This window comes from Photorhabdus hainanensis (assembly GCF_018448965.1).
GTDB lineage: Bacteria > Pseudomonadota > Gammaproteobacteria > Enterobacterales > Enterobacteriaceae > Photorhabdus > Photorhabdus akhurstii.
In genome coordinates this window covers 1-22,032 of the sequence record NZ_RCWD01000031.1, presented here as the reverse complement: position 1 = coordinate 22,032, position 22,032 = coordinate 1, and the positions used below count along the sequence as shown (strand labels likewise).

The 22,032-nt window shown below is 40.0% G+C and carries 12 protein-coding genes and 4 pseudogenes; 7 read left to right on the top strand and 9 right to left on the bottom strand.

Going from position 1 to position 22,032, the window contains the following annotated elements; translation table 11 throughout:
- Positions 1–56 precede the first annotated feature (56 nt).
- Positions 57–1,301: a tryptophan permease gene (mtr, locus tag EAE92_RS17315; RefSeq protein ID WP_214068978.1), complete on the top strand. Its 1,245-nt coding sequence runs from the start codon at positions 57–59 to the stop codon at positions 1,299–1,301.
- A 346-nt stretch (positions 1,302–1,647) separates the two neighbouring features.
- Here mtr and EAE92_RS17310 read toward each other — a convergent pair.
- Positions 1,648–2,858 (bottom strand): annotated as a pseudogene (locus tag EAE92_RS17310) (Tm-1-like ATP-binding domain-containing protein).
- A 237-nt stretch (positions 2,859–3,095) separates the two neighbouring features.
- Between EAE92_RS17310 and EAE92_RS17305 the strand changes: the two are divergent.
- From EAE92_RS17305 to EAE92_RS17280, 6 genes are all read left to right on the top strand, one after another.
- The gene (locus EAE92_RS17305) at positions 3,096–3,716 is read left to right on the top strand and encodes a TetR/AcrR family transcriptional regulator (RefSeq protein WP_036808325.1); all 621 of its coding nucleotides are present in this window, start codon (positions 3,096–3,098) and stop codon (positions 3,714–3,716) included.
- A gap of 68 nt (positions 3,717–3,784) precedes the next feature.
- On the top strand, positions 3,785–4,759 hold the full coding sequence (locus EAE92_RS17300; RefSeq protein WP_214068977.1) for a threo-3-hydroxy-L-aspartate ammonia-lyase: 975 nt from the start codon (positions 3,785–3,787) through the stop codon (positions 4,757–4,759).
- A gap of 403 nt (positions 4,760–5,162) precedes the next feature.
- Complete coding sequence (locus tag EAE92_RS17295) at positions 5,163–7,481, top strand: hypothetical protein (protein WP_214068976.1); 2,319 nt, start codon at positions 5,163–5,165, stop codon at positions 7,479–7,481.
- A 134-nt stretch (positions 7,482–7,615) separates the two neighbouring features.
- On the top strand, positions 7,616–10,504 hold the full coding sequence (locus tag EAE92_RS17290; protein ID WP_214068975.1) for a Tc toxin subunit A: 2,889 nt from the start codon (positions 7,616–7,618) through the stop codon (positions 10,502–10,504).
- A 47-nt stretch (positions 10,505–10,551) separates the two neighbouring features.
- Positions 10,552–14,949, top strand: coding sequence for a Tc toxin subunit A-related protein (locus tag EAE92_RS17285; protein ID WP_214068974.1), 4,398 nt, complete (start codon positions 10,552–10,554; stop codon positions 14,947–14,949).
- Positions 14,950–15,179: 230 nt separating this feature from the next.
- Entirely contained in the window at positions 15,180–15,374 is a 195-nt protein-coding gene (locus tag EAE92_RS17280) for a type II toxin-antitoxin system HicB family antitoxin (RefSeq protein WP_214068973.1), read from the top strand.
- 50 nt (positions 15,375–15,424) lie between these two features.
- Here EAE92_RS17280 and EAE92_RS17275 read toward each other — a convergent pair whose 3' ends face one another.
- The 8 genes and pseudogenes from EAE92_RS17275 to EAE92_RS17245 all read right to left on the bottom strand — a co-directional run.
- Entirely contained in the window at positions 15,425–15,736 is a 312-nt protein-coding gene (locus EAE92_RS17275) for a helix-turn-helix domain-containing protein (RefSeq protein ID WP_214068972.1), read from the bottom strand.
- Positions 15,737–15,816: 80 nt separating this feature from the next.
- Positions 15,817–16,146, bottom strand: coding sequence for a helix-turn-helix domain-containing protein (locus EAE92_RS17270; protein ID WP_065390143.1), 330 nt, complete (start codon positions 16,144–16,146; stop codon positions 15,817–15,819).
- Positions 16,136–16,524 (bottom strand): annotated as a pseudogene (locus EAE92_RS17265) (type II toxin-antitoxin system RelE/ParE family toxin). The gene EAE92_RS17270 and the pseudogene EAE92_RS17265 overlap by 11 nt, the downstream one beginning before the upstream one ends.
- A gap of 59 nt (positions 16,525–16,583) precedes the next feature.
- Positions 16,584–16,739: pseudogene (locus EAE92_RS25430) on the bottom strand (replicative DNA helicase); the annotation flags it as partial.
- Between the two features lie 52 nt (positions 16,740–16,791).
- Positions 16,792–17,847: a ferric ABC transporter ATP-binding protein gene (gene fbpC / locus EAE92_RS17260; protein ID WP_214068971.1), complete on the bottom strand. Its 1,056-nt coding sequence runs from the start codon at positions 17,845–17,847 to the stop codon at positions 16,792–16,794.
- A 15-nt stretch (positions 17,848–17,862) separates the two neighbouring features.
- Complete coding sequence (locus EAE92_RS17255) at positions 17,863–19,941, bottom strand: ABC transporter permease (RefSeq protein ID WP_105396051.1); 2,079 nt, start codon at positions 19,939–19,941, stop codon at positions 17,863–17,865.
- Positions 19,942–20,086: 145 nt separating this feature from the next.
- The gene (locus tag EAE92_RS17250; RefSeq protein ID WP_214068970.1) at positions 20,087–21,118 is read right to left on the bottom strand and encodes an ABC transporter substrate-binding protein; all 1,032 of its coding nucleotides are present in this window, start codon (positions 21,116–21,118) and stop codon (positions 20,087–20,089) included.
- Positions 21,119–21,135: 17 nt separating this feature from the next.
- Positions 21,136–21,906 (bottom strand): annotated as a pseudogene (locus tag EAE92_RS17245) (MFS transporter); the annotation flags it as partial.
- Positions 21,907–22,032: the final 126 nt, after the last annotated feature.

Sequence of the window (22,032 nt, the reverse complement as noted above, 5' to 3'; positions counted from 1 at the left end):
GCATCCCCAATTTTACTGCTTACTATATAAAGTAAAGCCACGCTAGGGTAACGCATATGGCTACTTCGTCGATAGAAAAATCGTCTCCATCTTTATTTGGCGGCGCCATGATCATTGGTGGAACAATTATTGGCGCTGGCATGTTTTCTTTACCGGTTGTCATGTCAGGAGCATGGTTTTTCTGGTCAATCGCCGCTTTGATTTTTACCTGGTTTTGCATGTTGCATTCAGGATTAATGATATTGGAAGCCAATCTTAATTATCGAATTGGTTCAAGTTTCAGTACCATCACGAAAGATCTGTTGGGCAATGGTTGGAATATCATTAATGGTATTACCCTTGCTTTTGTTTTATATATACTGACCTACGCTTATATTTCCGCTAGCGGCTCGATTATTCAACATGCTATGCGGGAGGTATCGATAGATTTTTCGCCTGGGTTTGGTGGTTTTTTATTTGCTTTTGTTGTGGCGTTTATTGTCTGGTTAAGTACTAAAACTGTCAGCCGGATAGCATCGATTATTCTTGGCGCTAAGGTATTAACTTTCTTTATGACGTTTGGCGGTCTGCTTTATAACGTTAAACCCACGGTATTGTTTAATACAACTGAAGTCAATCCAACTTACTGGCCTTATGTATTGATGACTTTACCTTTCTGTCTGGTTTCCTTTGGATATCATGGTAATGTTCCTAGCCTGATGAAATATTATGGAAAAGAGCCAGAGAAAATCAAGAGATGCCTGTTTATTGGCACATCAATGGCTTTGGTGCTTTATTTGATCTGGTTGATTGGAACAATGGGCAATATTTCCCGGCCTGATTTTGTCGAAATCATAGCAAAAGGGGGCAATATTGATGTTTTGGTGCAATCATTAAGTGGAGGATTGAACAGTTCAGCTTTGGGTTTGTTATTAACTCTCTTCTCCAACTTTGCGGTTGCCAGCTCGTTCCTTGGCGTCACGCTTGGGTTGTTCGATTATCTGGCTGATCTGTTTAAATTTGATGATACCAAGTTGGGGCGTTTTAAAACGGCACTGGTGGCATTTCTTCCGCCAATAGTGGGTGGAATGATTTACCCGAATGGCTTTATTCATGCGATAGGTTTTGCTGGCCTTGCTGCGACAGTTTGGGCGGCTATCGTTCCCGCATTACTTGCCAGAGCATCTCGTAAGCGATTTGGCAGCCCTATGTATAGGGTTTGGGGAGGTAATGTGATGCTCGGCTTGATTTTTCTATTTGGTGTACTGAATGCTGTCGCGCATATCTTATCAAATTTTAATCTATTGCCGGTTTATTCATAAAAAAACTCCTGCGGTGGGGGCCGCAGGAGCCTGGTGTTGACGGAAATAAGCTCCGAAAGGGAGAAAACAAAGCAGGTGTATTTATGTTTTAATTTAGTTTGTTAACTCCTAACATCTACAGCAAGGTTATTAACAGGAAGTTCTTATGGCTTCCCTTTAGAACACGAATAGTCAACCGCTTTAATTTCTTTTAGTACAACGTTCCAACAGACACGTCGTAAATTCGTCACTGATAGAACAATAGCATTAGAATGCCCTCTTCTGGCAACTTTTTGCCTAGTCATTAATTAGTTGTATATAATCTTTCAGTGTCAGTGTTGTTTTTGCAACGATATTACCGTTGATGTTAAGCCATCATCTGCCGGTATTCATCAATCACCTGTTGGCAAAAATCAGGTGAATTCACATGATGAGGGCTTTTAATTAGTTGTCTATTTTCCGTTTCTATAAATGTAGCTTCGAAAGCCTGGATAAATGCTTGATTAGCATCAGGATTCCAGAACGGCCCATCTTTAATATCCAGAGCGGAGAAACCACCTTCTGGAATAATAAATTTTACTTTTCCTTCGCACTGATTGAGTTTTTCTGCGATCCAAATTCCCATCTGGCGGTTCTCTTCGGGTATGGTGCGCATTAATGTTACTTGCGAATTGTGACGGTAAAATTGCCTGTATTTGTAGCGTTCTGGGATAGTGCTCAGATGACCAAAGTTCACCATATCCAACGCTCCGCAAGAACCGATATAAGGTATTCGCGTGCGGGCTATTGCCCCCAGACGGTCAGTATCACAGGCAAGAACGCCACCAAACAGATAGTCGCAAACTTCAGTGGTAGTGATATCCAGTAGACTGTGAAGCAAACGACTTTCGGCTAGTTTTTCCATTGTTTTGCCACCGCTGCCGGTTGCGTGGAAAACCAGACAATCATACTGCTTTCCAACTCTCTGGTTAATAACTGTATGCAAGGTGTGGTCACACCAAACATCGTCAGACCAATAGCCGGTTTATCTTCAATATTGCTCTCTTCATGAAAATAGACTGCCCCTGCGATTTGGTTGGCCGCGTTTTTTAGCACCTGGCGAGAAATACGGTTAAGACCGGATACATCTGTGACCGAATAGAGCATAGATATATCGCTAACACCCACATAGCCAGAAACATCACCGGAGGCCATAGTAGAAACCATAAGTTTTGGTATACCTACGGGTAAAGATTGCATTGCCGGCGTGATCAGTGCTGTACCGCAGGAACCTCCCAGACCTAGGATTGCTAAAACATCAGTTTGTTTTGATAAAAAGAGATTAAAAGCAACTGACATCTCGGAAATGGCTTTCCCCTTATCACCACAGAAAACGGCTTCTTTACCTTGCGGGTGATGCTCTGCTACTGTTTGGGCCGTAATATCGGCGCCTCTTTCCAGTGAGCCAGATTGAGTAGTCAAATCCACAGTTCGAACAGCAAGGCCGGCTTTTTTGATCAGATCCCTGACGTAGAAAATTTCTGCGCGCTTGGTATCAAAAATAGTAGCGATATAAACATAGCCTTGGTTTTTTTTCATTATAATTATGAATACTTCCCTGGTGCTGACTACTCATTCATGGACAGATTATAGTCAAGATGAGACTCAAGTATCACTGTTATATTATCAAATTGAGACTGTCATCTCATTTTATCCATAAATAGGCTGAATCAATTTGATCGTTTTGTAGATAGTTAAGTAGAGTGATGATAGCGAAAAAATATTTTAACCATAAGTGTTAATGTAGCGATTTTTACTGTGAAAGAGTTGTGGGGGATGATGGACTCGAAGACGAAAACTCATTTTACCGGTACTCGGAAAAAAACTTATACATTGTTAATAAATGTGGCGTTGGAACTTTTTGAACAGAGGGCGATACCTTCGGTTTCTGAATTGGCAATGCATGCTGGTGTTTCCAGGGCAACGGCATATCGCTATTTTCCGACTCAAAGTGATTTAATTGATGCAATTGTTGGCGCTAGCCTTGGGCCGATTCTTACCTGGAAGCCGGCCAGTGAAAAAACTGAGGAGCGGATTATTGAGTTGTTGAATTTTGCCTATCCTCGCATGTTTCAACATGAAGGCGCGTTACGAGCAGCTCTGTTAGTTTCCTTGCAGCAATGGGCTCAGGGACGTTTATCTGAGGATAAACAGGAAAAGAAATTGGTTCGTGGGCATCGTAAAGATATCCTGGCAATGGTTGTTGAGCCATTAAAAGGGCATTTTCCGCCGGATACTTTGGAAAATGTCATTCGTGCTTTTTCCCTGATTTATGGTTCTGAAGTCTTTCTGGTGATGAAAGATATCTGGCAGATGGATAATGAAGAAATTATTGAGATTACTAAATGGATGGCAAAAGCAATTATTAATCAGGCGCACAGAGATTCTGAATTATAGTTATTCTTGATAGATTTTTCTGGCGTAGATATTTTGTCTGCTATTTCGTATAACTTGCGGTTATTCCTATGAAAAATATCCCTGTTTATGATGATGTTATTGCCGCTGCCCGGCGTATAGAAGGTTATGCTTACCGTACGCCGGTTCTGACTTCCCGCACTGCTGATGAAATGACCGGCGCTAAGTTATTTTTTAAGTGTGAAAACTATCAGCGAATGGGAGCATTTAAATTTCGTGGTGCTTTTAATGCGTTATCACAATTTAGTGACGAACAGCGCCGCAATGGGGTTGTGACTTATTCATCGGGTAATCATGCTCAGGCGATTTCATTGGCGGCTCGTATACTGAATATACCGGCGACAATCATTATGCCGTTCGATGCGCCTGCGGCTAAGGTAGCGGCAACCGAAGGTTATGGCGGTAAAATCGTTTTTTATGATCGTTATACGGACGATCGTGAACAAATTGGCCGGGAATTATCAGAAAGGCACGGGTTGACCTTAATTCCTCCTTATGATCATCCGCACGTTATTGCCGGGCAGGGAACCGCGGCAAAAGAGCTGTTTGAAGAGGTTGGGGGATTGGATGCGTTGTTTGTCTGTCTCGGTGGCGGAGGATTGCTTTCAGGGAGCGCGCTTGTTGCCCGCCATTTTTCTCCTGAATGTAAAATTTATGGTGTAGAGCCGGAAACCGGTAATGACGCTCAACAATCATTTCGTCGGGGAAAAATTGTTCATATCGATACGCCTAGAACCATTGCTGATGGGGCGCAAACTCAACATCTTGGGCAATATACTTTCGATATTATTCGAAAGAATGTTGATGATATTTTCACCGTTTCTGATGAGGAACTGGTGGAGACAATGCGTTTTTATGCGGAAAGAATGAAGATGATTGTCGAACCGACCGGCTGCCTGAGTTTTGCCGCTGCCCGCAAAATGTGTGAGCCATTACAAGGCCAAAGGGTAGGGGTCATTGTCAGTGGCGGTAACGTGGATATTGAGCGTTATTGTGCTTTGCTGGCAAAGCAACCTGAGACGTAATAAGCCATATAGAAGGGGGCTTTGATATTCACAAAACTTATAATGTGTGTTTTGTAGTGTAATTATTATCCTTTAGTTATTGATTTGTTATATTTAAATATTAATTGTAGGGCTAATATTATATATTGGCCGCTACATATTTTATGTGAATATTTTCCTATGTTATATTCACATTGATACATGTTATATTAATCATATGCATCCTAATTAATTATCAATCTATTTGGATGTATTGGATAATATATATTTTTTTCAACTTATTCCTAAGTTGGTAATAGAGCGAAAATATAAATTATCCTGGTGGTTAATTTCATATTATTGAACTAATATGATGGCGGTAGCTATTATCTAATACGCCTACCTTAATAACATGTTTTTCATAACTTCAAACATAGGTGATTATATGTCTACAGAAAATAGTATTGTTAATGATTTTAGTGGGAAAACGAAGACTCTTGGATGGGATATTATTGCTGCCTATGATAGAACTAAAATAAATATGCTGTTTGAACAGCAATATGTAAGAAAGGTGAGTGAAGGTACACATTTTTCTCCTATTTGCTGGGAAAGTGGAAATAAAAAGATAAAATTTGATAATTTGACGTTGGGAGTGCCGTTAATTTCCTTTGAAAATTCATCAATTGAAGATTCTCAGGCAACGGTAAAATTAAATTTTATTTCTGGTACGATAGTAGAACTTTATGATGATGGTAGAGTAAAGAATTATCAAAGAATTACACCGAATAATGATTACCATATGACGATAACCGTAAATTTGATTGCGGGAACAGGCTCTGTTGGTAATGATGGAAAAGTTGTTGTTGAGTTTAAAAAAGGAGATTTGAGTGTAGTCAATGTTATTGACGATGCGCCAGCAGAAGTAAAAGAGTTTTTCCGTAATTGGCTTAAAAATAATGATGTAACTTATGAGTTAGGTATTTTGAAGCTGGATAATACGGCTGGACTGGTTCCAAAAATGTTTAAAATTAGAACCCAACCTGCACCCGATGCTAATTTACGTAGTTCTGATAATTATGGTCATGGGGCGGTGTTGTTATTTATTGCAACACACTATAACCCTAACGGCGGAGTATTACCAACTAACTCAAGTAATTTTCCTTATTTGATACCGGATAATCGTTCTGCGATGCTAATTATCAGTAATAAGACACTTTTTGAGAATATTCTTAAACCGCAATATGAGAGTTTATTACCGAGTTCAACAGGAGTAGAATTAGAGCTGGTCAGTCTCAATAGTCAACAAAATGATTCAGCCAAATATTTGAATATAAAAAACGGATATTCTGAAAGTGATAAACCTGTACAATATGAAAAAGGATCTTATACAGTATGGACCGGATTGGTTAAATATAATGGCGCCACTAATATTTGGCCAGAGAAGGTGAAAATCCCTTATTCTGGAATGTATATTAAACCTGAGAGGGAAAAAATTATCTTTTCTGGAGTAAGTAATAATGGTCAATCTTATCATTTTGCTCAGCAAGTGGGTATTATGAAAGATGGCATACTTGGTTATTATGACAAATCGAAAATTGATTTCTATGTTGATGGATCGATAGATATTACACCTACAGTTATATCTAATGATGAAATTAAGTTGGAATCACATTATGGAATGGGTGTTAAATATGATGAACAAGGCCCATCTGGTTGGGGAAGTCTTATAGGCCCTGATTTTCAATCACAGTTTATTGATAAAACAGCGGAAATTGTTAAAGGCGCCGTTGAAACGGATTTAGCCAACGTATCTAAAATTAAGTTAAATAGTATAAGTCTATTTGCAGTTAATCACCTTCTGTTCCCTGAAAGCAATTATCTTGAGTTTGATAAGGTGTATGTGCCTGGGGATATGGTGCTATTTGGTGATATTTCTCCAACATCAACTGCTTTTAAAATCAATGATCTTCAATTAACTATGCCAGTGAAAACTAAGCATAAATTTACAACCAACACCAATGCAACGGTAAATTGGTCCATCACTCCAGCGGAATTGGGAAGTATTGATGCTAATACGGGAGATTATACGGCACCGGCTAAGATAAAAGGAAATAGTCAAATTGTGACAATTACTGCGACAGACTCAAGAACGAACGCTAAAGCTTCAGCGGTTGTCACTCTGTTGCCCTCTTCTGTATCGGTTAGTCCTTCTTTTGTTGTTATCAATGAGAATGATGTTAATAAGGAAGCCAATTTTACTGTTTATGGCAATAAGAAAGTGAATTGGAGTGTGGAAACGGGTACTGGCTATGGTGTTGTTGATGCGAATGGAAAATATACGCCTCCAGCTGCTTTCCCTGCCGGATATAATATGGTTACGGTGACGGCTGTTGCTGATAATGGCGATTTAGATAAAGTTAATATTTTGCTTATCAGTAAAAACACGAAAGGTGAGTTCAGGATTGATCCTAGTTATAATCAAGAGTTATTAACACCTGATGCCGTAATGAAGTTCTCTTCTGTCGGTAATGATTTGACTTCTCCAAGTGAATGGAGCCTCATGCCAGAAAGAGGAAATATTAAGGTAGGTGAACCAGAAGTTACAAAAGATGAGTTTGGTAATGACATCGAAAAGTATACTGCAACTTATACTGCGCCAAATGATATTACTCGTTCGGAAATTGTTTTACTCAGAGTGACACATAAAAATAAACCCAATCGTGCGGGCTATGCTCTGATTACACTTGAGCCGAAAATCAGTTGATAACTAACTGTTTTTAATAACCATCAGATGATGCAATAAACTTCTTATTCTTTATTGCATCTCTGTTCTCAAGCCTATTATCGTTTTTAGATAAAACACCCATCCATATATTTCCAATAAATAAAGGCAATCCTATGAATCATGATATCAGCCCGTTGCTAAAGAAAATAGGTAATAAATATAACTTTACTGATAAGATAATTGAATTAGGTTATAAATCTATTTTTGATCTTATAAGAATGCCCCGTAATCTATTTGTAGAGAAGTATAATTCAGATCATCAGGCAGCAGGTATTTATGATACAGCAAACAGCTATGCTATACAAATAGCCCGTAAATTTCGCCAGCAGCATTATACTCATAATACATATGCCAGAAGTTATTCTTCGCTTTCATTAAAAGAAGGTCCTCAATATCAATCCTTATTTCAGGATAACTGGCAGCAATATTGTCCAAATGGCGCGCCGGAAGCAAATAATTCACCGGTTGCTTATTTAGCAGAAATTTATAAATTAGCGATGGATATTGAATCCAATGCGGGTGCTGAGGCCATTAAAATGGATGATCGCCGCTCTGATTTAGCGCATTTAATGCTGGATGACGTCAGTATTAATCAGGAGGTTTCAACACTGTCATTGGTTAATACTATGCTAAGTCAACGTTTAGAAGCTATGCTAAAACAGCAAGGAAAAACCAATTTATCCAGTAATGATCTTTTAGCTAGTGTACGTTATCCATTCCAACTCCCTTATGATTATGCGCAAAACCAAATTAATCTAACATTTGATAATAAAAAACTTTTTTGTTTGGAAATGATACAACAGACAGATAAGAGTTATCCTTATTTTCTTAAATCCAATCTGAATACTGCTAATGGAGAATTTGTCGCGTCTTTAGCAAATCAGTTAGGTATTTATCAGCGAAAAATAATTAATGAGCCATTGAATACGCCTAATAGCCAATTCTATCAGGATAATTACGGTGTTAATAATGCAGAGTTACTTGAATTGTTATCAACTTTTACTACACAAACAGCTCTTTCTGTTGCAGAGGTTGAGCAATTATTATGTATAAAAGGAATATCTACAAATAAGGAAGCTGCATTAGAGCAAAATAATGTGAGATTATCTCAACATGTGCTTAATTTAGGTATACCTGAGGCTCCTTATAGTTATGGCGCCGTTTTTATTAATGGGCCAAATGCAAAAGAGAGTGATTTCTTACATTTGTATCGTGAATTTGTTTCAAGTGGTAATTTACCGCAAGAGGTAAATAAACTATCCGGTGTAAATCATGAACGCTTTGATAGATTAAATCGCATGATACGATTGTGGAAATGGGTTAATTTTCCGGTAGATAAAATTGATTTATTGGTAACTTCGACGATGCGGGCAGAAGGGGATGAAAATAAACAATTACAGATGAATGATAATACCTTACGTATGTTAGGAATTTTTCATCATTGGAGTAAAAAATATCATATTTCGCCTGATGATTTTGCCGCGTTGATATATCAAATTACTCCTTTTTCGACGGGGACAGCCATTCCTTTCTTCGATCAGATTTTCAATTCATCTTCGTTATTTGATACGCCATTGGTAATTGATGATCGTGAGTTTTATTCGGAAACAAAACAGGATGATAAGATTATTAGCAAGTTATGTGCTGGTTTGAAAATTGAAGCAAAGGATTTTGCTCTATTAGCGCCATTAGTTGCTGAATCGATTGGTAAAAAGAGTTTAACATGTTCACTTGCTGTTATTTCTGCGTTTTATCGCATTGTGCGATTGTCGAGAATTTTTGGGTTAACACCACAAGAAGGTGTGGTTCTTTTAACGCTAATAGGTGGAAATAAAGTATTAAAACAGGTCGCGGGTATGCCTTATTTATCGCAATCAGGAAATAATAGACAAACAGATATACTGGATATTATGATTGCAATGGAGCAGGCTACAGAATGGTTGAGAATAAATAAATTATCTGTTGGTACTCTTCAACTATTCTTATTACCAGCTAATGAAGTTGTTATGACCGGAAATGCGGCTCAGGTGGCCTTTATTAATCAAGTTGGATTGCATCGTAATTCAGAAAGTTTAATGCTGGAAAGTTTGTCAGAAAATATCTTACCTGCATTGGATAATAATGGTGATTTGATTGATTGGTTAACTCTACGTCAAACTGTTTTAAACGCAGTATCTCATCAAAAATATGGTTTGGTTAAACCTGATGTTAATATTAATGATGAAATTAATAAAGCGATAAAAAGCATATTACTTGATGAGAAAGTCAAAGTATCTATTACTGAGCAATGGGCTGCAATTATTACTCAAACTCAATCCGCACAAAATGCAATATCAGCCAGTATGTTGGCAAATGCATTTCAGCTATCACAACCATTTCCTTTATTTATTTTAAATTGGATTGGCTCAAGTAGTTACGATTTTTTATTGAAGTCATTTGAACTGTTTGATAAGAAAAATTTACAGCCAGAGATGATCAGTCAGGATTATTTGATACTGATGTATGACTTATCGCGATATATTTCAGTGATTAAGACGTTCCAATTGAGTACTGTGATGTTGAATCATTTTTCTGAACATCCTGAACGGTTTGGCTGTCAAAACACGCAACTTTCTTTATCGGTTATTTATTATTTTAGTCGCTACCGAGATTGGATGCAATTAGTTGCCTCTTTAGATAATGAGGAAGATAAAATATTGCGTTATTTGGAACTAGTCAATACGAATAATCAAAGTAACGATAAAACTAATATGGTGAAAATATTGTCTGAACTATTGTCATGGCAGAGTGATGAGGTGCTTTTAGCTAATTCATATATTATTGGCAAGGAAGAGAATACAGTAAAAACATTAGCTGAAATAGATATCATGATGAGACTTAAAGTTTGGTCTGAGGAAATGGCTCTTTCCATGCGTTCATTATTAGCGACGATAAATATCAATGCTCATTCCTCTTATGAGGATTATAAGCAGGTTGGTGCAGCGATGGTAGCAACTCTGTAAACATAATTGTCATGGTGGAATAAAAAATTTTAATAGAGGTTCAGGATATGAAAAATATTGTTTCTAAAAAATTAGCTGAGAATGTTCGTGATGGATTGGTTAGTTATTACTTAGGGCATATTTCAAAAACAGCTAATTCACCAGATTTAAAAACGCCGGATGATTTATATCAATATTTACTGATTGATAATCAGGTATCTAGTCAGGTTAATACCAGTGTCGTTGCACAAGCGATTTCCAGTATTCAGCAATATATTAATGGCATTATGCTTAACATGGAACCTGGGTATGATTATCAATATGAAGATAGAGTAGAGAAATGGAGTGATGTTTTAAGCCAATATAATATTTGGGCTGGTTTTCAACAGTTATGGAATTATCCAGAGAATTATATTAGCCCTATATTGCGTCAGGGTAAAACAAGTGATTTTAAAGAGTTGGAGGATAATTTAAATAAAGGGAAGTTGAGTGATGAAGTTGTTCAAGAAGTTATATTGAATTATTTAAATAAATTTGAAGAAATAAGTAACTTAGAGTTAATGAGTGGCTATATCAATACGACTAAAGAATTAGCTCCCGCTCAAGCCGAATATTATTTTATTGGTAAGATGAATATTACACCAGGTCAATATTATTGGCGATCCCTGAATATGGCTAATCGAAATATGCAAGATGTCATTAATCCTACCGCCTGGAAAGAATGGGAGAAAATTAGTATTCCTGCTACTGGGGAAGTGATTAAGATCCGGCCAGTTGTTATTGATGGTCGTCTTCATATCGTTTGGTTGGCACATGAAGTTGATAATAATAATGAAGAAAAAAATTATTATAGTATTAATTTGATATATCGAAAATTTAATGGTGAATGGAGTCTGCCAAATAAATTACGTACTTTTACCGGCGATAAGAGTAAAGTTAATGATGGTTTTGAATTAATTGCGTTAATGGATTTGCGAGCTGAACCGGTATTAGTTATTTCTGCTATTTATAAGTCAGGAAAAGAAGAACATTATCCGTACTCCTGTAATTTACTATTTAACGAAATTCCTGTGCCTCTGGTTGGTAATAAGTCATTAGATCTCTATATTTATCAACAGATTAAATCTAATTCTACGGAAGATCTTACACAATCAAATATGTTGTCAGCCTATTTTGGGGATGCATATAAATTAGTTGATAAACCTGTTTATCAGGAGTCAGGAAGTTATCCTGGGCTTGCGACAGAAAAAATGAGCCTATTTGCTGAAATGGGTAGTAGAAAACTACGTCTCAGTGGTAATAATAGTTTGTCAATTGGGGAAGAGATTATTAAATCTGTAGTATGTGATATTGATCTTAAAAGTAAATCTAGTGAAGCAGGGAAGGTTAATATTTCACTTGCTGATGGCGCAAAAGAAAATAATGGAAAAATAACCGTTTCTGTCGCGGTGACTATTAATGATAATAGTTATGGATCAGGTGACTACTTTTATATTATGTTTAATTCTAGTCAGAGTCGTTATCCTGAGTTGAACGTTAATTTTTCTGAATGGGGACAAAAGCAAGGTAATACCTATCATTTTACCAAAGAAATGGAAGTACCATTGTCTGGACTAAAAGAAGCTAAAGTATTTAGTTCAGAACTCAATAAATCTGGTGGTAAACTTGTTGCTTCTGGAGATGGTACGCCAAAAGTAGATATTGATCATTCCGGTTATCGGGAAGCTAATTTCTGTTTATGGCATACTAAAGGAGGGAACGATAGTCTGTTATATTCAGAACGCCAATTACTCAATGGAAAGAGTATTATTCCTACTGTAGAACTTGATCTCGATGAAATAAATGGTAATGATTCGAGTGTATTTTTAAAATTAGGTTATAAGAACGAGGGTGAAGATGCGGATTTAGGTTATAATTATTATGAAGTTAAAATAAGTAAAACACCCTATCCTAATTTGCTGTTGGCCTATGATAAAAAAACGCAAGCACAGTATTTGGATATTACTGAATTACAATTTAAATATCGATCTATCAGATTAAATACTCTATTTGGCAAGGAGCTTATTGCGCGGGCTAACCACTCTATTGCCGATGTATTGAATTGGGAGTCACAACATATTAAAGAGCCGCCTATTCCGGGGAGTGATGAAAATAATTATTCAGCGCTTAACGGAGCAAATAGTATTTATTTCTGGGAGCTTTTCTTCCATGTGCCTTATTTAGTTGCGTATCAACTCAATGCTTCACAACAATATCAGGATGCTCAAAACTGGTTACACTATATTTTCAATCCAGGAGTAAAAAATAAGGCTAATGGTAGCCCAAGCTATTGGAATTGCAGCCTATTAGAGGTTTCTCAAGATAGTTCAGTACAACTAAAAGGATTACAAGATCCAGATGCGATAGCTTATGCCGATCCGGTACATTATAAGAAAGCCATATTCCAAATGTATGTGCAGAACTTAATTGATTTCGGTGATAGTTTTTATCGCTTTCTGACCAATGACGGACTTAATAATGCTAAATTACGCTATCTTCAAGCACAGCAATTACTTGGCCCCAGACCTGATTTTGATTTAGTCAGTCATTGGCTACCGATTGAATTGGCAGATGTCACCTCTTCAAAGAATAATAAATTACGCGAATTTGAGAGTAATCTTGATCCTGATATATTAATTGATCTTCCAGCGACTAAAGTCAGTGCTCATACGGCGGTGGATAATGCGATATTCAGAGTGCCTTTGAATAATGATTTACTGTGGTATTGGGATATTTTATCCAGCAGATTTTATAATTTGCGCCATAATTTAACTTTAGATGGTAAACCTTTATCGCTACCATTATATGCAACACCTGTCGATCCGAAAAATTTGCTCGCTTTACTGGCGAACGGTGGATCATTATTAGCAGCAGGTAGTACGGCTATTTTGAATATACCGCCTTATCGTTTCCGGGCATTATTACCCAGTGTTTATCATGCGGTAGATACATTAAGTCATTTTGGTGATTTACTCTTGAGTGCGCAAGAACATAAAGATCGTGCGGAACAGGAAGAGTTGAATCAATTACATTTGAAAGAGTTAGCTGTTTTTACCATTTCATTGCAGAAAGATGCTGTCACAATCGCTGAAAAAGGGAAACAGGCATTATTAAAAAGTCAGCAGACATTACAACAACGGATTGATCATTATAAGGCGCTTTATGATGAAAACATTTCTACAGATGAAACCAACGCCTTGAATTTACAAGGTACGGCAAAAATTATTTCTTCTGTTGAGGAAGGAATGTTAACCGCCGCCGGTGCCGCCTCGCTGATACCTAGCATTGCGGGAACGTCATTTGGTGGACAACGATGGCATATGCCGCTTGTTTGTTCCGCCGGTATTACACGTACGGCATCATTAATGATGCAAATGGCAAGTGATGCATTGAGTGTTAAAGCCAGTTATAACCGGCGACGTGAAGAGTGGGAGATTCAATATAAACAGGCGGAAAGTGAGCTGGAAATGTTGAAAAAACAGATTGAACAGCAAGAGGCGCAAATTTCCGCCGCGAATACAACATTACAACAGTCTCAGGCACAACTGCAAAAAGAGCAGGATATGTATCAGTTTCTTACTGTGACCAGGGTAACGAAATCTTCGCTTTATCAATGGCTGAATGATCAGATGATGTCATTATATCGTCAGGCTTACGATGCAGTGCTTTCGCTATGTTTAAATGCACAAGCATGTTGGCAATATGAAATGGGGGATTTTTCCACACAATTTATTGTACAAAATGGTTGGGACGATAATCATAATGGTTTATTGGTCGGAGAAAAGATTAAACTGAATTTATTGAAAATGGAATCGGCTTATTTGAATCGTAATGAACGTCGTTTAGAGTTAACTAAAACGATTTCGTTAAAAAATCTATTATCTGATACGAAAAAATGGCAAGATATTCAATCTGAACTTAAAACCGGTGAAGGAATTACATTTATACTGAATGAGAAATTATTTGATCAGGATTATGCCGGGCATTATTTACGCCAGATCACTTCTGTATCGGTTACGCTGCCGACATTAATTGGTCCTTATCAGGATATTAAAGCGATTTTAACCCAAACCAAAAGTTATACATTGAAAACGCCGGATATTAATGGTGTGAAATATTTACTTTCAAATAAAGAAGGCGATAATAAACAAATTGTTACGAATTTGAGAGCGAGTCAACAAATCGCACTTTCATCCGGGATTAATGATAGCGGTACATTTAATCTTAATTTCGGTGATGATCGCTATTTACCTTTTGAAGGAACGGGGGCGGTTTCTGACTGGAAACTTACCTTCCCATCAGCGGCAACAGACAGTATACAGCGAGATATTCTGGATAATTTGACAGATATTATTTTGCATGTATGTTATACCGCGAAGGATGGCGGAGAGGCATTTGCTGGTCAGGTAAGAGAACTACTTAAATAATACGTTTATACCTGTCATCTTTCAAGTTGCCTCTTTGTTGGCTGCACTCACTCACCCCGGTCACATAGTTATCTATGCTCCCGGGGATTCGCTCCTTTGCCGCCGCGATGCATCTTGAAATCCATAGGGTATATTTGTCGCTGTTTCTGTATCTAATATTTAATTAGGAATCTGGTAAATTTATTTTTATTATTTGCCAGGTTCTTGTTATTTTGATTAGGAATTAGGTCATGATAAACAATACGTTAAAAATTGACGGCCATATGGCTGTGATCACTTTTGACCCGGAAATCGAGATGTTTCGTGGTGAGTTTGTCGGGTTAAATGGTGGCGCTGACTTTTACGTATATAGCGTCGATGAGCTGAAAAAAGATGGCATAGAACCTTACAAATTGTATAGCGGTAATGAAATCAGGGGCTTTTAAGTAAAAGTGAAATTCAGCGTGCTAAGCGCTGGATCTCACTTTTGAGAGAGTTAAACGGCGGGTAATGTGGTTAAAGCGACTTCCGGCTCGCTTATCTCGATATGCCGGATATATGCACCAGCATGAGCCATCATCGCAATCAACTTATCCACACTGAAAAGCTGTATTTTCCCCTTGGCAAGTTCTGAAACACGGGGTTGGGTAATCCCCAGTAATTTAGCGGCTTCAGCTTGGGTAAATTTCCGTTTTGCTATCCATGCATTGAGAATATTTATTAGTTGAGCACGGATCTTCATGTTTTCGGCCTGTTCTGGTGTATCACTGATCGCGTCCCATACGCTTTCAAAAGTCTGCATTTTCATAATTTCCGCTCCTGTATCAGTGCCTTAAACGAGGTTTGTCAGCGGTCAGAATACCCCGAAAGGTACCTTTAATGGTTATGTTAAGCGGTGATAATTTTCAATCCTTGTTTATCAATGAGGTTTAGCATTCTTAATGCTGCCCCATTGGGTTTAATTTCACCACGCTCCCATTTTGATACGCTTTCTTTCGTCATATTAAGCGCCAGAGCTAAACTAGCTTGAGAAATGTTATAACGGTCGCGTAATTTCTTGATTTCATCGCCAGACATCGGGCGAGCTTTAGCTATATGTTTACTTAAATTGCGAACTTGAATTCTAGCTTCAAGTTTTTTGGTTAAATCACCGTTAGAAATACCAGCCTCTTCTAGCTCTTTTGCAAAGCCAAGCATTTCGTCCAATTTAGTGCTCATCTTTCACCTCTACCAAAAGTTTTAGTTCGAGCATTTTTTTTATTTTTTTATCATCATACTTTAGAAGTTCTGCGGCAACGTCTTTGTAACCCTCCAAGTCATCGTCCTCGATTTCCTTAGCTCTTTTTCCGCTGACTTCACTTTTTGACCAGCCATCGAAAAAAACAGGTTAGTTCCACTTTTAAAGAAGATGATAGTTCGTGTGCCACCACTTTTACCCGTGCCTTTTAAAGGAACCCGCTTCTTGATAACACCACCGCCTAAATCAGCTTCAAATACACCATTCATGACCTCAGACGCCGCTTTAAGTAAGGTATCTGTGGTGATTTTTAGTTTTTTGGCTTTTTTATTAAAAAGTTTTGTTAAGTAAATAGCCACGAAATCCCCGCAATGGTAATTTTTATTATAGTAATCTTTGCTATAGTGTTGTGCAAGTTTTAATCTATGTTATCTATATAAGCTAGGTCAGAGTAGTTATCAAATCGAGACCATTGACCGTTAAATATCAGTCAAACCGTACCTATCAGGTTGTTGCGCAGCTTACCTGTGATGACCTCAGCTATTCCTTTCGTGTCTGTATTTTCATTATATAGGCCGCCATTTGGCGGCCTATTGATCTAAAAGTCAGGATTTTTTGTAATCAAACTAACTGCTGCTTTTCTCTGCCAAAATAAACATCCCAAACGGATGAATTTCCAGATAATAATTATCGCCAACATCGGGTTGCAATTGGGTAGCGTTAATCTGTAATAGCAGAGTTTGCCCTTGCCAATCGACGGTGACTTCATATTGTGGCCCCATGTAAGCCACATGGCTAATGGTGCAGCGTTGGCTGGTATTACCTTGATGGCTCAGGGTAATTGCTTCCGGTCTGACGCCTACCGTTACCGATTGTTTGTTGGTGGTAAAGTTTGCTGGCCGTGGCAGGCGATATTGAAAAATCTCAACATAATCAGTACCTAAAGTCGCCGGGAAGATATTGGCGTCTCCCATAAAACTTGCCATAAACTCAGACGCCGGTTGGCGATAGAGTGTTTGTGGCGTGCCGATTTGCATGATTTTACCTTTATTCATCACCAGTACCGCATCGGAAACTGCAAATGCCTCACTTTGATCATGAGTAACATATAGCGAGGTAATATTAAATTGCTGCTGCAATTCGCGGATTTTCTCGCGCATACTGCGACGCAGATTGGCGTCAAGGTTACTCAGCGGTTCATCGAAAAGTAACACTTTAGGCTTGAGGATCAGTGCGCGAGCGAGAGCGACACGCTGTTGTTGACCGCCGGAGATTTGGTCTACGTAACGATCTTCAAAGCCGCCTAAGTCCACCAGCTCCAGCGCCTCTTTAACCCGTTCCCGTATCTCTGCTTTAGGCCGGCCTAGCATTTTCAGCCCGTAACCAATATTTTCCCCTAGCGACATATGTGGGAATAGGGCATAAGACTGAAATACCATGCAGATGTCCCGCTGCTGAATAGAGCGATCTGTAACGTCTTCACCGTCAATGAAAATCTTACCTGCGCTAGGTTTCTCCAGTCCGGCAACCAGACGTAATACGGTGGTTTTACCGCAGCCGGATGGCCCTAACAGTGTGACCATATGTCCCTGTGGAATAGAGAGCTCCAGATTATCGATCACGGTGTTGCTACCGAACCGTTTGGTTACATTTTTCAGTTCGACAAAATTTTGTTGTGTCATGTCGTCACTCCGTGATTACTGTGTGTTTTTGGCTTTGGAACGAGAAATCCGCGCTTCGCCAATCAGGTAGTCAAATAAGAAAATAATGGCCAGCATAACTACAATCAGGATCGAGCCATAAGCGATAGCAACCCCGTATTCACCATCTTCCACTCGATTCAGAATATAAGAGGTTGCTACGCGGGTGTCTGGTGTGACCAGGAAGACAATCGCGCTGACGGTGGTAATCGCACGGACGAAGCTGTAGATCAGTGCAGATAAAATCGCCGGGCGTAGTAAGGGTAATAGTATATGGAAGATGGTTTTCATCGATCCGGCGCGTAGGCTGAGTGAAGCTTCATCCAGTGATTTATCAATTTGTCCAAGACCGGCAATACCTGCCCGGATACCCACCGGTACATTGCGCATAGTCATGGAGATAATGACGATTGCCGCAGTTCCGGTGAGATAAAAAGGTGAATCGTTGAAGGCCAGAATGTAGGAAACCCCGGCGACGGTACCCGGTACGGCAAAACATAGCATGGTAGTGAATTCAATGGTTTTTTTACCGCGAAATTCCTGGCGTACAACAATGTAGGCGATCAGCAAACCCAAAATAGCGGTAATAGGGGCAGCGATACCGGCGTAGAGCAAGGTATCCAGTAATGATGGCCATGCGCCGTCGTTCATCCCTTGACCGAACAGTTTAATAAAGTTATCCAAGGTCAGGGTGTAATCCACTCCCCAGTTAACGGTGAAACTGCCGTAGAAGATGCTGCCGTACAATAGAATGTTGAATACAACCCAGATAAACAGGATGGCACAGACACCCCAAACCAGTGAAGTTGGCAACGGTTGTACATCACCACGGTAGGATTTGCCGGAAACCGTGACATAGGAACGTTTACCAATCCACAAATACTGAACGCAGAAGACCAGTAGCGAGAAAACCAGCAGCGAAGCGCCGAGAGTACTGGCGGCTTGATAGTCGAGTTGAGAACCGGTGATATAGAAATAGATCTGGGTCGCCAGTACGTCAAAGCTACCGCCCAGTACCAGTGGGTTACTGAAATCTGCCAGCGACTGGACAATGACAATCAGGAAAGAGTTCGCCAGTGCCGGTTTCAACAGCGGGATAAAAACATTGAAGAACGTCTGATAGCGATTGGCACGCAGAGTATAGGCAGCTTCTTCCAATGAGGGATGGATGGTTTTGATGGCGCCATCAAGGATCATAAACGCCATTGGTGTGAAGGCTAGAACTTGCGCCAGCCAGATGCCGGTAAAGCCATACAGCCAGTTGGTGTTGGTTAGGCCAAACCAGTTTGCCATAAATTCAGTGATATAACCGGAACGGCCCATCATCAATGTGACGCCTAAACCGACAACAAACGGCGGGGTGACGATAGGTAAGATGGAGAATACCCGGCCAATAATGGCGGAACGGCGGGCGATTCTGGCGGTATAAATTGCCAGTACTAGCCCGAAGAAGGTGCAACCTGCGCCAACCGCCAGCGAGAGTAGAACAGAGTTGATGATAACCTGAATAATATGTGCTTGCCCTAGGATCGATATAAAAGCAAATGGGGCAAACTGACCGGCATCATCCGTAAACATCGGAATAAAGATGGCAATACTCGGATAAAGGATAAATATGCCGATGAGGGCAATAACCGCGACTAATGAGCCGATAACAAAACTATCACCACCTAACCATTCAAGGCGAGACAGGGCCAGAGTAATAATCGCGCCCAGCGAGATAAACAGGAAAATCGTCGAGTAGCCTAGCCCACGACCAATAATAGCTGCGCTGATAACGACAAATAGCGCGCATAATAAAGCATAACCTGCATCAAAATAGTGGCGGTTACGTTGATTGCGGTTTGCTGGTGTCAGTGGACGTAGTAGCAGCACTGAGGGCAGCAGGAACCACAGTAAGCCGATGTTTAATCCATTCCAGCCATAAGCGGCGAAGAGTTCATCTTGAGTAGATTCGAAAAGGCCGTAGTCCAGGCTCCATGATGGCAGAAGCGCGAAGGCTAGCCACATTAGAGTAATCCACCAGAACACGGCATCCTGCTTTTGTCTGATAGGCAGGGTAAAGGCGTGAGACATAATTTCCTTCCGTTTTATTATTATTGTGTAGTAGCAGCAGTAAAGCAGTAAGAAGCTAGGCACTAAGGCATTATTGGTGCGGGAACATAAGGTAGCCTGACGGATAGCTTCTTAAGGGCGGGAAATGCTCCGCCCTTGACTGGCTTTATTTAGCCATTTTCACTTCTGTCACCCATTTGGTAATTAACTCTTTGCGTACATCACTGGCGCCATATTTATCCATGTCGTAATTGATCAGTTTCAGATCAGATAATTTAAGTGCCAAAGGAGAAGCTTTCGCCTTGGTATTGGTCAGGATCTGATAAGCTTTCCCTTTCTTCCAACTCAATTCTTGTGCTTCTTTGGATAATACCCAGTCAACAAACAGTTTAGCGTTATCCATATTGCGGGCATTTTTGATGATACTTACGCCGCCGATTTCATAACCGGTACTTTCACATGGCGCGATAAGTTTTAGTGGTGCGCCATTTTCTACTTCCAATGAGTAATCATGCAGGAAACCGATACCAATCGCGGATTCGCCACGGGCGGCATTGCGTGCTGGGGCAATACCGGATTTGGTGTACTGAGAAATATTGGCGTTGAGTTTTTTCAGATAATCAAATGCTTGATCTTCGCCCCATAACTGAACAAAGGTTGCTAACGCAGTGTAAGCAGTGCCTGAACTTTGAGGATCGGCAATCTGAATTTCGCCTTTATATATCGGTTTGGTGAGATCTTTCCAGCAAGTTGGGATCGGCAGATTTTTCTCTTTTAAGCGCTCAGTGTTGACGCCATAGCCAAGAATACCGACGTAAACGGCGGAGCTGTAGTTGCCTTTACGTTTAGCCGGGTCGCGGAACTGCGGCATGATTTGCGTCAGATTAGGGGATTTGTAAGGCTCCAGCAGATCCATCTCTCCCGCTTGAGATTGTGGGTCCAGTGTACCGCCGTACCAGACATCCGCTTGTGGATTGCGTTTTTCGGCTTCAATTTTTGCCAAGGTACTGCCTGAGCCGTTACGGACAAAAGTGGTTTTTACATTGTATTTTTCACCGAATGCTCTGGTTTCAGTTTCACACATAGCGTTAGTGGCGCTGCAATAAACGATCAAACGTCCGGCGGCTTGAGCGCTGTTGGTAAATGCAGCAACGGCCAGACCGGCTGCGATAAGTGTAGAGAAAGGTTTCAGTTTCATTATTTTGTCCTTGGTATTTAAAACTGCTTGTCATCGGAAAGTCTCGGTGCTATCCCTGCCATATGTTCCCTTTTACCAACGTCTGCCATTAACAGCGGCATCAACAGCAAACCCATCATGGCGGCTGCGGCTGTGAGTAGGGCAAACATCCCTGACCAGCCATAGTGGGCAATCATCTGACTTAGAGGCCAACCTGCAATTGCCGCGCCCAGGTAGGCGTACAATCCCAGATAACCAGTGACGGTACCGGCGGCTTGTTTATGGCAATATTCTGTTGCTGCCAGCCCAATCAGCATTTGCGGGCCAAATACAAAAAAACCGATACTGAAAAAACAGACTGCCAACAGCGCATAGTGATGAATGGGAGTCAGCCACAATGCGGTGACAGCCATGAACAGTCCAAGCGCGAACAGTAGAATCATTGGGGCGCGTTGGCCGCGGAACAGTAAATCCGATCCCCAACCCGAAAACAGCGCACCGGTTAAACCACCGAGTTCAAACAGTGAGAGCGTCGCATTGGCACTGAGCAGATTGGCGCCATGTGTTTCTGACAACCACAGGTTTCCCCAATCGTTAATCGCCATTCTGATGAGGTAGACCAGAATGTAGGAGAATCCTAGCAACCAGATAGTTCTGCTAGTTAAGATCGTATCGCGCAATATCTGCATCATCGGCATGGGGGGCGATAGCTGTTCGTGTCGAAGCTCCAGTAAATCTTGCCGCCACTGTCCCACACTGGGCAAACCTTGCTGTTGTGGTATGCCGCATAATTGATGACAAAGCCAGACCTGATTATCACTTAAATTCAGCTCCCATAGGCGTATACTTAAAATAAGTCTGTGTGGAGGTAAATGAAAATGGCTAAAAATCAGATTCAATTCCAAAAAGGCATTTCTATTCATGAGTTTATTTCA